We start from the raw sequence: 14657 nt of genomic DNA, 5'->3' as shown, positions 1-14657 counted from the left end.
TCATTCCTTGTCTTCGAAAATGCCGTCGAGCTTGCGCCAGTCGCGGCTCGCGCCATCCTTGCCCTCGCCCCAGTCGGGATAGTGGCTCATCGTGTCCGGCACCTGCGCCGGCCACCAGCACGAATCCGCACAACCGTAGAGGTCGGCTTCCATCGGCTGGCACAGCGAACCGCTGCCGCCGAAGGCGTCGATTTCCCAGCCGGGATCGGTGGTCGCCGTGCAGCCGACCACGGTCTGCATCGCGACGACTTCCTCCACCGCCTCGGGCTGCTCGGCCTGCTCCAGGAGGCGGGCCTTCTTGTTCAGGGACTTGAGGTGTTTCATGCGCGTACACTCCTTCTCGGAGAAACATGTTCGGCGAAGAAGCCGGGATTTTCGGTGACGATCCGGGCATAGACTTCGATGCCGAAGTCGACCCAGTCGCGCAGCAATTCGCAATAGTGGTAAGACGGCACGGCGGCATCGCCGTATTTGGCGTAGCTCTCGTGGTAGCAGCCGCCGGAACAGATGTTGCGGATGCGGCAGCGCTCGCAGCCGGTGCCGGTACGCTCGAGGCGACGGGCGATGAACGCCGCGAGCCGGGGGCGGTCGATGCCGGCGTCGACATCGCCGAAGGTCGACAGGCTCGAACCGGTGAACCGGTGGCACAGGTTGAGCCCGCCCTTGCCGTCGACCGCGAGCAGGGCGACGCCGGCCCCGCAGGGCAGGCTCTTGCGGTTGCCTTCGTGCAGATCGGTGAGCAGCTGGTGCATGTTGCCGAAGCCCAGGCTGCGCCCGCCGAGCGCGGCATCGAGGTAACGGCGGCCGAGCGCCTTGAAGCCGGCGAACACCGCGGCGAGTTCTTCGGCCTCGAGGTTGAAGGCCTGGAGGTCGCCGGAAGTGACCGGACCGAAGCCGACCTCGTGGAATCCCACTTCCCGGTACAGATGGTCGAAGATCTTCCCGACCTCGGTGACGCCGCGTGTCAGCGTCACCCGGCAGCCCACCGGACGCGACCGGTAACGCGCCAGCAGCAGGTCGACCTTGCGCCGCACCACGTCGTAGGTTCCCTGGCCGCCGAAGCTGCGCCGGTTGCGGTCGTGCACCGCCGGCGGGCCGTCCATCGACACCGTGATGCCGACCCGGTTCGCATCGAGCCAGTCGATCAGCCGCTCATCGAGCAGGGTCGCGTTGGTGGTCAGGGTGAAATCCACCGCCGCGCCGTGCTCGGCGAAGCGGCGCTGGGCGTGAGCCACCACGGCGCGGATCAGCGGCATGTTCGACAACGGCTCGCCGCCGAAGAACACGACCGTGTAGCGCGGCTGCGCGGGCGACTCGGCGAGCAGCATCTCGATCGCTTTGGCCGCAGTCTCGAACGACATCCGCAGGCCCCGCGCCGGTGCACTCAGGTCTTCCTTGTAGCAGTAGGTGCAGCTCAGGTTGCAGCCGGTATTGACGTTGAGCACCACCGTGTTGAGCGGAAACGCGGGCGGCGGGTTCGGCAGTGCCGCCCCGCTGCCCGGGGCCGCCTGATCGGCGGCAAGCACGGCGAGGCGGCACAGTTCGGCCACCGTCTCGCGCACGGCCTCCACGCCATGGCGCTGCGCCAGGCGGGCCTCGATCGCCTCGGCATCGAGCGTGGCGCCGGCGTCGAACAGCGCGAGCACGTCGCACGCGGGGGCGTCGAGTTCGAACAGAGCGCTGCTCGGCACGTGGAACAGCATCTGCCGGCCACCGCTGTCGAGGCGGTGGAGGTTGGGGGCGACCAGGTGCAGCGTGCTCATGTCCTCGCTCCCGCCGCGCTCAGTCGAGCGCACGCTCGACGAAATCGGGCACCGCGACGTTGAGGCTGCCGCGCCCCGCCACCGCATGCTCGCCTTCGCCCACGGTGGCGAGCACGGCGAGGCGGCCGACGTTGTTGGCCGAACGCGCACGCGCCGGGTTGGGCCCCGCATCGGCCGGCGTGAACAAGCCGTTGGCATCGATGGTGCCGGCGAACTCGTGGTCGCGCTCGTGCGCCGCAGCCTCGTCGAGGGGCGCGATCGACCAGCGTACCGGCACCGTGCCCAGGGGCAGGTCGTCCGCGGTGCCGGCGATGCCGTCGGCACCGGCGGCATAGCCGAGCGCACGGTAGGCCACCCCGACCTTGGGCAGCTGGCTGTCGCCCGGCCCGCCGATCCGGGCGATGGCCTGGGCCGGTTCAACTTCGATGCGGGCGATGCGGTCGTACACCGCGAGCATTCCCTGGCCGCGCGCCCGCCCGACGGCGAGGTCGCGCAGGCCCACCGGGCCGGAGGCGCGGGCCCGGACCACAATGCGGTCGGCGCTGCGCGCCAGCACTTCGAGCACGCGCACTCCGCGACCCAGGTTCACCGCGCCGTCGAGGCGGCTGCCGACCAGGGTCAGCACCGCGGTCTCGCCCTGGCGCAGGTGCGCGGGCATCACCGCAACCAGCTGCGGCGTGGCGCCCTCCTTGACCGCGTTCAGCGTGGCGCCGACCCGGCGCGAATCGGCCAGATGCAGGCGCCCGCTCATCGTCCGCCCCTGCGCGTCGGCGGCCATCACCTGGCGCAGCGCGACCCCGTCGATGTTCACGCTGGCGCGCCATTCGTAGCCCGTATACACGGTCGCGCTGCCTTCGCCGCCGAGCGGGCGGCCGTCGGCGTGGTGGCCGTCGATGCGCAGCGCGAAGCGGTCCTGGCCGAGCGGCGTCGCCGTCATCCGGCCTTCGAACTCGCCTTTGCCCGGCAGCTGGCCGACGATGCGCCAGGAGCCGCCGAGCGCGGGCTTGGCCGCGGCCTGCCAGTCGCGCCAGGCCTGCGACTCGAGCGGGAAGTCGCGGGCGAGGGCGGGGGCGATCTGCTCGAGGGCGAGCTTGAACCAGGGCCGGTCGCGCGCCATCGAGTGCAGCTCGAGAGTCGGGTTCAGCCCCATGTGGCCATGCACGAGCAGTTCCCACTCCTGCGCGCTGCGCCGCTGCAGGCCGAAGCGCGCGCCGGAATGGCAGCGCGCGCACATCGGCGCATAGGCTTCAGCGATCTGTTCGACGCGGTTGTTGTCATGCTCGAGCAGGTAGCGCCAGGGCGCGGCCTCGCCCGGCGCCAGGCCGCGGGTATCGGCCAGGTGCTTGATCAGGGCGCGCTTGTCCTCGGGCGTCAGCTGCACGCCGTGCAGGGTCTGCATGCGGGTGATCGTCATCTGCCAGCCTTCGGGACTCTTGCGCTGGCCGTTGATGCGGGAAATCGTCCCGCCCGCCTCGGCATGGCAGGCCGTGCAGGTCGTGCGCAGCAGCGCTTCGCCGTCGGCCGCGGCGAGCGCCGGCGCCGCACCGAATGCGCCGACCAGCGCCAGAATGCCTGTCCGGACGATCGAACGGATGGAGTTTTCGTTGTTCAAGGCCCTCGCTCCTTGCTCGTGTAATGGTCCTTGCCGGCCTGCATCGCACTTCGCACCGGTCTTGTCGCTATGCCATGGGTTCCGGCACAGGATGAGAAATTAACGCGCCGCTGTAAATCAACTTGACGCCAGATGTACGAAGTTGTCCGGGGATGTAACGGCTTCGCAAGCTTCGCCGCCCGCGTCCGTGCCCCACCCCCGCACGCATTGCCCGCAGCGGCGTTTTCAGGCGATCATGGCAACCGACAAAAAGGATTTCGGCCCCATTTCCAGGAGGATCGATGACGAAGGAGACGAACCACCGCGCGCACATCATGGTCGTCGAGGACGACCCTGCCTCGCGCGCGCTCCTGGTCGGTTATTTCGAGCAGGAAGGCTATCGCGTCAGCGAAAGCGGGCAGGCCGAGGATCTGCTCCAGCGCATCGAGCGCGAGCACATCGCGCTCGTGCTGCTCGACATCAAGCTCCCCGGCAAGGACGGCCTCACCCTCACCCGCGAGCTGCGGGCGGCCTCGCGCGTAGGCATCATCCTCGTCACCGCCAAGGACGACGACATCGACCGCATCGTCGGCCTCGAGCTGGGCGCCGACGACTACGTCACCAAGCCCTTCAATCCGCGCGAGCTGCTGGTGCGGGCGAAGAACCTGCTGTGGCGGATCGACGGCGCCGGGCGCGCCGAACGCCCGGACCCGGAACAGGGCTGCTGGCACTTCGAAGGCTGGACCCTGAACCCCCAGAAGCGCCTGCTGCTCGCCCCCGACGGCCGCAGCGAGCGCCTGCCGCAAGGCGAGTTCAAGCTCCTCCTCGCCCTCCTCACCCATGCCGGACAGGTGCTGTCGCGCGACCAGCTGATGGACGCGATCCACGACCGCGAGTGGACCCCGAACGACCGCTCGGTCGATGTCCTGATCGGGCGCCTGCGGCGCAAGCTCGACGACAACCCCGCCGACCCCCGCCTGATCCTCACCGCCCACGGCGCAGGCTACCTGTTCGCCGGCGAAGTCGGCTGAGCGCGCAGGCCGCCCAGACCATGGTCGCGCCGGCATCGACGCTGCGGGTGCTCAAGCGCCTCTACCAGGGCCGCTTCAGCACCATCAGCCGCGCCTTGCTGCCGGGCCGCGACGAAGCGCTGATCGTCAAGCAGCTCGACCGCGCGCGCTGCCCGCCGGGCATGCTCGCCCGCCTGCGCCACGAACACGCCCTGCTCGCCACGCTCGCGCTCGACGGCGTGGTCGGCTCGCTCGAGCACGTCGAACTCGAACGCGGCCCCGCCCTCCTCTTCCCCGACCACGAGGCGCGCTCGCTGCGCCAGCTGATGCGCTCGGGCGAATACGAATGGCACGACTGGCTGGCGATCACGATCGAGCTCTGCGAGCTGATCGGCCGCCTGCACGAAGTGCGCGTGATCCACAAGCAGATCAACCCCGACCATGTGCTGATCACCGCCGCGGGCCGGCCGCAACTGATCGACTTCAGCCTCGCCACCCACTTCGTCAGCGAGCAGGCGAGCTGGAATACGCCCCAGCTGGCAAGCCACCGCCTGCCCTACATCGCGCCCGAACAGACCGGGCGCATCAACCGCGCGATCGACTACCGCACCGACTACTACAGCCTCGGCACCACGCTGTACGAGCTGCTGACCGGCCAGCACCCTTTCGCCGGCCGCGAAGGGCTCGACCTGGTGCACTGCCACATCGCCCATCGCCCGCGCCCGCCCCACCTGATCAACCGCACCCTGCCCGAAGCGGTGTCGGCGCTGGTGCTGAAGCTGCTCGCCAAGGACGCCGCCGACCGCTACCAGTCGACCCACGGCATCGTGCACGACCTGCGCGAATGCCTCCATCGCCACAGCACCGGCATCACCGCAGGCGGTTTCGCGCTCGCCTCGCGCGACGTTTCCGCACGCTTCCAGGTGGCGCAGAAGCTGTACGGCCGCGAACCCCTGCTCGCCGAACTCGACGGCCTGATCGAGCGCTGCACCGCCGGCGGCCAGTCCCTGGTGCTCGTCAGCGGCTACACCGGGGTCGGCAAATCCAGCCTGGTCCATGAGCTGCGCCAGAACGTGCTCGCCCGCGGCGGCCAGTTCAGCAGCGGGAAATTCGACCAGTACCGCCGCCAGCGCCCGCACGCCGCCCTGCTGCAGGCCCTGCGCGGCCTCATCCGCCAGCGCCTGACCGAATCCGGCGAACAGCTCGAAGCGCTGCGCACGCGCCTGCGCGAACAGCTCGGCGGCTACCTCGGGACCTTGCTCCGCCTGCTCCCCGAGCTCGCCTTCATCGTCGGCGAAGCCGAACGCCAGCGCGCCCGCCCGAGCTTCGACGAGCAGGGGCGGCTGCGGCTGTTTTCGCACCTGCTCGGCGTCCTCATCGAACCCGACCGCCCCTTCGCCCTCTTCCTCGACGACCTGCAATGGGCCGACCTCGCCTCGCTGCGCCTGATCGAGGCCCTCGCCGCCACCCCGCGCCTGCCCCACCTGCTGCTCGTCGGCAGCTACCGCCATAACGAAATCGGCCCCGAGCACCCCTTCGCCGCCACCCTCGAACGCCTGCGCAGTGCGCCGCTGGAACTCGTCGAGCACCGCCTGCAGCCCCTCGACCTCGCCCAGGTGCGCCGCCTCATCGCCGATACGCTGCGCTGCAGCGAGCGCGAATGCTCTCCGCTGGCCGAGATCTGCCACGACAAGACCCAGGGCAACCCCTTTTTCCTCAAGCAGTTCCTCGACGCGCTCTACGACGAAGGCCTGATCCGCTTTCACAGCCCACGCTGGGAATGGGACGAGGACGCGATCCGCACGCGCGAGATCGCCGCCGACGTCGCCGCGCTGATGATCGGCAAGATCCGCCGCCTGCCCCCCGCCACCCGCCACGTGCTGCCGCTCGCGGCCTGCATCGGCAACACCTTCGACGTGCACACCCTGGCCCTCGTCGACCAAAGCACGGCCGAACGCATTGCCGCCATGCTGTGGCCGGCCCAGGCCGAAGGCCTGATCGTCGCCCTCGACGACAGCTATCGCCCGGGCGGAGAGCGCGAGGCCGGCACCACCCGCTACCGCTTCGTGCACGACCGCATCCAGCAGGCCGCCTACTCGCTGCTCGCCGCCGACGAGCGCGACGCCCTCCACCTGCAGGTCGGGCGCCTGCTGCGGCAGCGGCTGGACACCGGCGAGCTCGATCGCCGCGTGTTCGAGATCGCCGGCCACCTGAACCTCGCCCGCGGGCTCATCGACGACCCCGACGAGCAGGTCGCGCTCGCCGCGCTGAACCTGTGCGCGGGACAGCGCGCGCGCGAATCGGCGGCGTTCGAATCAGCGCTCGAGTACCTGCGCACCGGCGTCGATGCGCTGCCCGCCGACCGCTGGCAGGAGCACTACCGGCTCGCCCTCGAGCTCCACCTCGCCGCCGCCGAAGCTGCCCACAGCCGCGGCGACACGGCGCTGATGACGACCTTGCTCGCCGACGCCGAACGCCACGCCGGCGACCCGCTCGATGCCGTCCGCTGCCACGAGATCCGCATCCAGGCCCACGTCGCCCGCAACCGTTTCGCCGACGGCCTGGAGACGGCGCGCCAGGCCCTGGCGATGCTCGGCGTCAAGCTGCCCGCGGCCCCGGGGCGGCTGCGCATCGCCGCCGAACTGCTCGGCACCCGCCTGCTGCTGCGCCGGTGCACCGCCGAGCGGCTGCTGCAGATGCCGGTGAGCAGCGAGGCCCGGATGCTGACCGCGCAGTCGATCCTCGCCGGCATGTTCGGCATCGTCAAATTCTCCAGCTCGGCGCTGCGCCCGCTGGTGATGGCGCGCCAGGTCGAGCTCGCCCTGCGCCACGGCCACACCGACGCCACCGCCCCCGCCCTCGCCAGCTTCGGCGGCGTGCTGTGCGGCCTGCTCGACGCCGTCGACGAGGGCTGGCGCGCCGGACAACTGGCGATGACGCTGGAGGCGGCGCGCCCGGCGCGCACCACCCGCCACCGCAGCCTGACGATGTTCAACACCTATGTCCGCCATTTCAAGGAGCCCCTGACCGACGTCCTCGACGGCCTGATGGAAGCCCACCGCAGCGCCCTCGACTGCGGCGATCTCGAATATGCCGCCTACAGCCTGGCCGCCCACATCCAGTACGCCTTTCCGCTGATGCGCGACTGCGCAGCGCAGGCCCAGCAGCTCGCCCGCCAGCTCGCCCAGCTGGAGCAGACCGGGCAGAAGCAATCACTGCAGTACTGCTACATGGCGCTGCAGGCGGTGACCAAGCTGCGCACGCCCGGCGCCGAACCCACCGCGCTCGACGGCGGGCACTACCGCGAACAGCTCATGCTCGCCGAACACCTGCGCGAGAACCACCGCACCGCGGCGTGCCTGCATCACTTCTACAAGGCCCTGCTGTGCTTCGTCTTCGCCGACTATGCGCAGGCCCGTGTGCACTGCGAGCTGGGAGAGGAACACCTGCCCTACGTCGCCGGCACCTTCACCGCGGCCTGGTTCCGCGGCCTGCACGCACTCGCTGTGCTGCGCACCCTGCCGCCCACGGGCCGGGCACGACGCGACGGGCTGCGCATCGTGGACCGGGTCATCACCCAGACCGTGCGCTGGGCGCGGCACTGCCCGGCCAACCACGAGCACCGCCTGGCCCTGATCCGCGCCGAACGGCTGCGGATCAAGGGCCGCCCGCTGGCGGCGATGGCCGCCTACGACCGCGCCATCGCCCTCGCCGAAGGCCACGGCTTCGCCCTCGAAGCCGCTCTCGCCTGCGAGCTGGCCGCGCGCTTCCACCTCGACAACGGCGCCCGCACCACCGCCCGCGGCTATTTCGAGGACAGCGCCACCCGCTTCGCCGCGCTCGGCGCCCACGGCAAGCTCGCCCACCTGCGCGCCGCCCTCGAACAGGACGGGCTGTGGGTGAAGACGGCCACCGGCGCCGCCGCCGATGCCGACGACGAGGATCCGGCGAGCAACCAGGCATTCGACATCGGCGCGGTGATCAAGGCCTCGCAGACGATTTCCGACGAGATCGTCCTCGACCGCCTGCTCGAACGCCTGATGCAGCTCGCCCTTGCCAGCGCCGGGGCGCAGCGCGGCGCGCTGGTGCTGAGCCGCCAGCAGCGCCTCTACGTGGAGGCGATCGCCGGACTCGAGGAGGCGCCGCGGCTGATGTGCGCACTGCCCCTCGAGGACAGCGCGCGGAGCGTGCCGGTGAGCGTCATCAACTATGTCGTGCGCACCGGCGAGGCGGTGGTGCTGGGCGACGCCTCGCGCCAGCCGATGTTCGCCCACGACACCTACGTGCACGCCCACCGCCCACGCTCGCTGCTGTGCATGCCGATCCTGTACCACGGCGAGCTCACCGCGGTGCTCTACCTCGAGCACCGCCACAGCCAGGACATCTTCGACCGCCGGCGCCTGGAAACCCTGCGCATCCTCGCCGCCCAGGCGGCGATCTCGATCGAGAACGCCAAGCTCTACCTCGGCCTGCAGCAATCCGAGCAGGCTTACCGCTCGCTGTTCGAGAACGCCATCGAAGGCATCTTCCGCGTCGATCCCGAGGGCCGCTTCGTGTCGGCCAACCCCGCCCTGGTGCAGTTGCTCGGCTACGACTGCGCCGACAGTTTTCTCGCCACCGTCACCGACGTCAGCACCCAGTGCTTCGTCCTCGCCGAAGAGCAGCGCCGCTTTCTCGGCCGCCTCCACATGACCGAACAAGTGGTCGGATTCGAGACCCGCTGGCGCCGGCGCGACGGCAGCGAGATCGACGTCTCGATCTCCGCCCGCCGCGTATTCGACGGCGAGCAGCGGCTGCGCTACTACGAAGGCTCGCTGACCGACATCAGCGCGCGCAAAGCCAAGGAAGGAGCGGAGCTGGCGCGCGAGAAGGCAGAAGCGGCGAACGAGGCCAAGAGCGACTTCCTCGCCACCATGAGCCACGAGATCCGCACGCCGATGAACGGCATCCTGGGCATGACCCAGCTGCTCGCGCGCTCTGCGCTCGACGCCCACCAGCGCGAATGGGTCGGGGCAATCGAACGCTCGGGGCACAACCTGCTCGGCATCCTTAACGACATCCTCGACTTCAGCAAGATCGAAGCCGGCCAGCTGACGCTCGAAAGCTCGCCGTTCTCGCCTGCCGCCGTGTTCGAAGAGCTGCGCCCGATGCTGGCCTCGATGGCCCAGCACAAGGGACTGAGCCTGCGCCTGGCGGTCGCCGGCGATCTCCCCGCGGGCGTCATCGGCGACCGCCGCGCGCTGACCCAGATCCTGCTCAACCTCGCCGGCAATGCGGTGAAGTTCACCGCCCGCGGCTTCATCTCGGTCACCGCCACGGTAGCGGCCAGCGACGAGGCCGCGCCCGGGCCGGCGCACAGCCGCCTGCGCTTCGAAGTCGAAGACAGCGGCATCGGCATCGCCGCCGAAGCGCAGGAACGGATCTTCAGCCACTTTTCCCAGGCCGACAGCTCGATCACCCGCCGCTTCGGCGGCACCGGCCTGGGGCTGGCGATCTGCCGCCGCCTGGTGGAACTGCACGGCGGCGAGATCGGCGTACACAGTTCCCCCGGCAACGGCAGCCTGTTCTGGTTCGAGATCGGCTACCCGCACGGCAGCGTGCCCGCCGCCCTGCCGCTCCTCCCCGGTCCGGCGCCGGGGCGGCCGCTGGACGTGCTGGTGGTCGAGGACGTGGACACCAACCGCCAGGTCGCCCGCGCCCTGCTCGAAAGCGAAGGCCATCGGGTGAGCCTCGCCGAAGACGGTTTCAGCGCCCTGGCGCTGCACCACGGCCACGACTACGACGTCATCCTGATGGACATCCACCTGCCCGAACTCGACGGCCTCGAAACCACCCGCCGCATCCGCGCCCACGCCGATCCGCGCAAGGCCGCGGTGCGTATCGTCGCCCTCACCGCCTCGGTCACCGGCGAGGAGGTCCGCCGCTACCTCGACGCCGGCATCGATGCCGTGCTCGGCAAGCCGCTGCGCTACGAAGAGCTCCTCCATGCGCTGTACGCCGGCAGCCCGGCGCCGGGCATGGACAGCGCCGCCGGAGTCACGGCCGATGCGCTCCCCTGCCTGCCGCCGTCCCTCCCGCCCGCCGGCCTGCCGCCGTCCCTCCCGCCGGCCGCAGCGCTGCTCGCCGGCGAAGTCCTCGAAGGCCATTTCCGCCAGCTCGGACAGGCGCGCATGGACAGCCTGCTCGCGCTCCTCGAACAGCAGTGCCGCGAGCTCGTCGCCGAACTGGGCCGCTGCCCCGAGCCCGGGACCCAGCGCGACATCGTCCACCGCCTCGCCGGCACGGGCGCAAACTTCGGCCTCGCCGCCCTCGCCGCACGCTGCCGCGAGCTCGAGCGCAGCGCCGCAGACCTCGACCTGCGTCCTCAAAGCGCTCCCCTGGCGGAGCTGCTCGAAGCCAGCCTGGCCGCCATCGCACGCCGTAGCGCCCCGGCTCCGGCGCGCGTCTGAAGCGCCCCCCGCGGCAGCCCGCGGGCACTTGCGCGCAGCGCGCCGGGGCGCTGTATCGCCCCCGCTACAACTGCGCACAAATCGGCACATTTCACGAAAAGCCGGTTTACACCGCAAGGCTAGGCTAGCGCCATCCGTCACACTGCAAGGCAGTGCGCATGGCGGCATTGCACTCACCCAGAGGGGACCCGGACGATGTACGAGACACTCGCAAAAAGAACTTCCACCCTGGTCATCGACGGCCGCGCGGTCGCGGGCGAGCGTGGCACGCTGCCGGTCATCGATCCTGCGCTCGGCGAACCCTTCGCCGAGTGTCCGAGCGCCTCCAGCGCCCAGCTCGATGCCGCGGTCGCCGCCGCCAACCGCGCGTTCGCCCAGTGGCAGCACAGCAGCTGCGAAGAGCGCCGCGCGCTGCTGCTGAAGATCGCCGACCGCATCGAACACAACGCCCCCGAACTGGCCGAGATCATCGTCCGCGAGCAGGGCAAGCCGCTCGCCCTGGCGCAGATGGAAGTGGGCGGTGCGGTGGCATGGACGCGCGCCACCGCAGCGCTCGAGCTGCCGGTGGAAGTCATCGAGGACAGCCCGACCAAGCGCATCGAGTTGCACCGCCGCCCGCTCGGCGTGGTCGGTTCGATCACGCCCTGGAACTGGCCGCTGATGATCGCGGTATGGCACATCATGCCTGCGCTGCGCGCCGGCAACACGGTGGTGATCAAGCCCTCCGAGCTGACTCCGCTGAACACCTTGCGCCTGGTCGAGCTGATCGCCGAAGTCGCCCCTCCCGGGGTGGTCAACGTGGTCGCCGGCGGCGGCGCGCTCGGGCGCGACATGTCCGGTCACGCCGGTATCCGCAAGATCGTGTTCACCGGCTCGACCCCGACCGGGCAGGACATCATGCGCAACGCCGCCGGCACCCTGAAGCGCCTCACCCTGGAGCTCGGCGGCAACGACGCCGGCATCGTGCTGCCGGGGGCCGACATCGACGCCGTCGCCGAAGGCGTGTTCCAGAGCGCCTTCCTCAACATGGGCCAGACCTGCGCCGCGCTCAAGCGCCTCTACGTGCATGAGTCCCAGTACGAGCAGATGTGCGCCCGCCTGGCAGCGATCGCCGCGCGGCAGAAGGTCGGCAACGGCCTGGAAGAAGGCGTGAGCTTCGGCCCGATCCAGAACCGCGACCAGTTCGAGCTGGTGTGCGAGCTGGTCGACGACGCCCGCGCCGCCGGCGCCCGCATCCTGTGCGGCGGCGAACCGCTGCCGGGGAAGGGCTATTTCTACCCGCCGACCATCGTCGCCGACATCACCGACGGCACCCGCCTGGTCGACGAGGAGCAGTTCGGCCCGGTCCTGCCGGTGATCCGCTACGCCACCGTGGACGAGGCGGTGCTGCGCGCCAACGCCAGCGACAACGGTCTCGGCGGCTCGGTGTGGTCGTCCGACATCGAACAGGCGCGCGCCGTCGCCGCCCGCCTTGAATGCGGCACGGTGTGGATCAACGGCCACGCCGAAGTGCTGCCGCACTGCCCCTTCGGCGGCTGCAAGATGTCGGGCTTCGGCGTCGAGTTCGGTCTCGAAGGGCTGCTCGAATACACCCGCCCGCAGCTCTTCAACATCAACCGCCCCGCGCCCTGAAATGGCCGCCGCCCCCCGCAGTGCCCAGCCCCTGCTGCGCTACCCGTCCCGCCCTGCGGCGGGGCGGGACGGAGCGGGCGGCGCACACCGGGTGGCGGGCGAAACGAAGCACAGCGCAGCGGACGGTGCGCCGCCCCTCACGCCCCTTCCGGCCACCGGTGCGGTCGAGGTGGCGGTGGCGATGGTGCGCCCGCGCAGCCTGCAGCCCCTGTTCGCCAGCCAGGGCGAGCGCGCCGCGTTCTGGCACCGGGCGCTGGCCGACGAAGCGCTCGCCCGCTGGCTCGCCGCGTGCACGCCGACGCGCCTGCACGTCGGCAGCGAATTCTGCGAGCGCCTGCTGCCGACCCCTGCACAGCTCACCCTGAACCTGGCCGAGGCCGGCGCGCACGGCCTCGGCGTTTCCCTGCTGACCCCGGTCGCCTCGCCGCAAGTGATCGATGCGCTGGCCGGGCTTCTGCCCTTGCTGCCGGCCGGCGCCGAAGTCGTGGTCAGCGACTGGGGCGTCGCCCTCCTGCTGCAGGAACACTTCCCGCAGCTGACTCCGGTCGCGGGCAGGATCCTGTGCCGGATGCTGAAAGATCCGCGCCTGGGCGATCCGCGCTATGCCCCGCCCGCCGGCCACGACCTCGATTCGCCCGCACTGCGCGCCGTGCTGCGGCGGCTCAACATCGCCCGGCTGGAAATGGACCTGCCGCTGTTCGCCCGCGACGAAACCTTTTCCGGCGCCCCGCTGCCGCTCGACGTGCACCTGCCGTTCGCCTTCGTCGCCAAGGGGCGGATGTGCCGCACCGCCGGCCTCGCCCGCAGCGGGCCGGAACGCTTTTCGCCGCGGCCGTTCTGTCATCACGAATGCCTCGGCCTGCGCGCGGACACGGTGCGCGAGGCGGCGGACGATGCCTGGCACACCGTGCATGTCGGCAACACCGTGCTCTGCCGGCATTCGCCCGCCACCCTCGCCACCGCCAGCCGCGCCGCGGCCGCCGGCAGGATCGCGCGCCTGATCGTCCCCGGAGAGGCGGTGTGAAGATCGTCGCCCCGATCCGCCACCCCGACGAGGTCGCACCGCTCGCCCAGGCCGGCGCCAGCGAGCTGTATTGCGGCGTGACGCCGCGCGAATGGGCCGAACGTTTCGGCGGCGCCAGCGCCAACCGCCGCCCGGGCGGCAACCTCGGCTCGCTGGCCGAGCTCGAACACGCTCTCGGCCTCGCCCACGCCAATGGCGCGACGCTGTCGCTGGTGCTCAACGCCCAGCACTACTCGGCCGCGCAGATCGAGTTCGCGCTCGAGATCGCGCGCAGCTACCAGGCCATGGGCGGCGACGCCCTGATCGCCAGCGATATCGGCCTGATCTTCGCGCTCGGCGAAGCCCTGCCCGGAATGCGGCTGCATCTGAGCTCGGTCGCCACCTGCCGCAACGTCCACGCCGCCCGCCTGTACCGCGAATTCGGCGTGCGCCGGCTGATCCTGCCGCGCGACGTGACCCTCGACGAAGCGGCTGAAATCGCCTCCGCCCTGCCCGACCTCGAAGTCGAGGCCTTCATCCTCAACGACGGCTGCGTGTACGAGGAAGGCAGCTGCAATACCTTGCACCTTCCGGCCGCGCTCGGCGGGCCGATCTGCCTCGACCACTACCGCTACCGCCACCGCCACCGCGACGGCCGGCCGCTGTCGGCGAGCCTGCAGGAACGCCTGGCCGAAAACGACCAGGCCTACCGACGCTGGCTGTGGTACCGCTTCTCCTGCGGTTTCACGACCACCGCCGAAGGCCTGCCCTACGGCCCCTGCGGCCTGTGCGCGGTGCCCCGCCTGGCCGGCGGCGGCATCCACGCGGTGAAGATCGCCGGACGCGAAGGTCCGCTGCCGCGCAAGCTGGCCAGCGTGCGGATGGTGCGCGCCATCGTCGACGCCCAGCTCGCCGGCCGCCCCGCCCACGAGGTCGCCGCACTGGCGCGCGGCCTGCGCCCCTCCCACGAGCACTGCCGCACCGGCTACATGTGCTACTACCCCGAAGTCGTCACCGACGCGGCGCACGCCCCGCCCGGCCCCCCGCCCTCCCGTCCCTGAGCGAAGCGCCGTTGCGACAGCGCGGATCGCCCGCCGGCGGAGCGGCCGCTATTGATATTTGTCAATGTTTGATCTCCAACAGTTTGACTTCAAAAAAGTCAGCTCCGATACTCGATCCATCGGCCCCCGAAGGCGGACATTTCCCGGA

At 70.7% G+C, this 14657-nt stretch carries 8 protein-coding genes; 5 read left to right on the top strand and 3 right to left on the bottom strand.

Going from position 1 to position 14657, the window contains the following annotated elements; genetic code table 11:
• From qhpC to peaA, 3 genes are read right to left on the bottom strand one after another with little or no spacing between them, the layout of a single operon-like run.
• Positions 1-324 (bottom strand): quinohemoprotein amine dehydrogenase subunit gamma, encoded by a 324-nt coding sequence (qhpC, locus tag Tharo_RS06475; RefSeq protein ID WP_107220497.1) that lies wholly within the window; start codon positions 322-324, stop codon positions 1-3.
• Positions 321-1763 (bottom strand): quinohemoprotein amine dehydrogenase maturation protein, encoded by a 1443-nt coding sequence (gene peaB / locus Tharo_RS06470; RefSeq protein ID WP_107220496.1) that lies wholly within the window; start codon positions 1761-1763, stop codon positions 321-323. The genes qhpC and peaB overlap by 4 nt, the downstream gene beginning before the upstream one ends.
• 19 nt (positions 1764-1782) lie before the next feature.
• The gene (gene peaA, locus Tharo_RS06465; protein WP_107220495.1) at positions 1783-3375 is read right to left on the bottom strand and encodes a quinohemoprotein amine dehydrogenase subunit alpha; all 1593 of its coding nucleotides are present in this window, start codon (positions 3373-3375) and stop codon (positions 1783-1785) included.
• Positions 3376-3656: 281 nt separating this feature from the next.
• Here peaA and torR point away from each other — a divergent pair, with 281 nt between their 5' ends.
• The 5 genes from torR (at position 3657) to Tharo_RS06440 (ending at position 14509) form a co-directional block, all read left to right on the top strand.
• Positions 3657-4385, top strand: coding sequence for a two-component system response regulator TorR (gene torR, locus Tharo_RS06460; protein ID WP_107220494.1), 729 nt, complete (start codon positions 3657-3659; stop codon positions 4383-4385).
• 20 nt (positions 4386-4405) lie between these two features.
• Positions 4406-10813 (top strand): AAA family ATPase, encoded by a 6408-nt coding sequence (locus tag Tharo_RS06455; RefSeq protein WP_107220493.1) that lies wholly within the window; start codon positions 4406-4408, stop codon positions 10811-10813.
• Between the two features lie 195 nt (positions 10814-11008).
• Positions 11009-12445, top strand: coding sequence for an aldehyde dehydrogenase family protein (locus Tharo_RS06450; RefSeq protein WP_107220492.1), 1437 nt, complete (start codon positions 11009-11011; stop codon positions 12443-12445).
• Between the two features lies 1 nt (position 12446).
• On the top strand, positions 12447-13469 hold the full coding sequence (locus Tharo_RS06445) for a hypothetical protein (RefSeq protein ID WP_170110010.1): 1023 nt from the start codon (positions 12447-12449) through the stop codon (positions 13467-13469).
• The gene (locus tag Tharo_RS06440) at positions 13466-14509 is read left to right on the top strand and encodes a U32 family peptidase (protein ID WP_107220491.1); all 1044 of its coding nucleotides are present in this window, start codon (positions 13466-13468) and stop codon (positions 14507-14509) included. Before Tharo_RS06445 ends, Tharo_RS06440 begins: the two co-directional genes overlap by 4 nt.
• Positions 14510-14657: the final 148 nt, after the last annotated feature.

Origin of the sequence: Thauera aromatica K172, assembly GCF_003030465.1 — a bacterium.
Lineage (GTDB): Bacteria > Pseudomonadota > Gammaproteobacteria > Burkholderiales > Rhodocyclaceae > Thauera > Thauera aromatica.
Note: the sequence above shows the minus strand (reverse complement) of the source record. Positions and strands in the feature narration are given on the sequence as shown.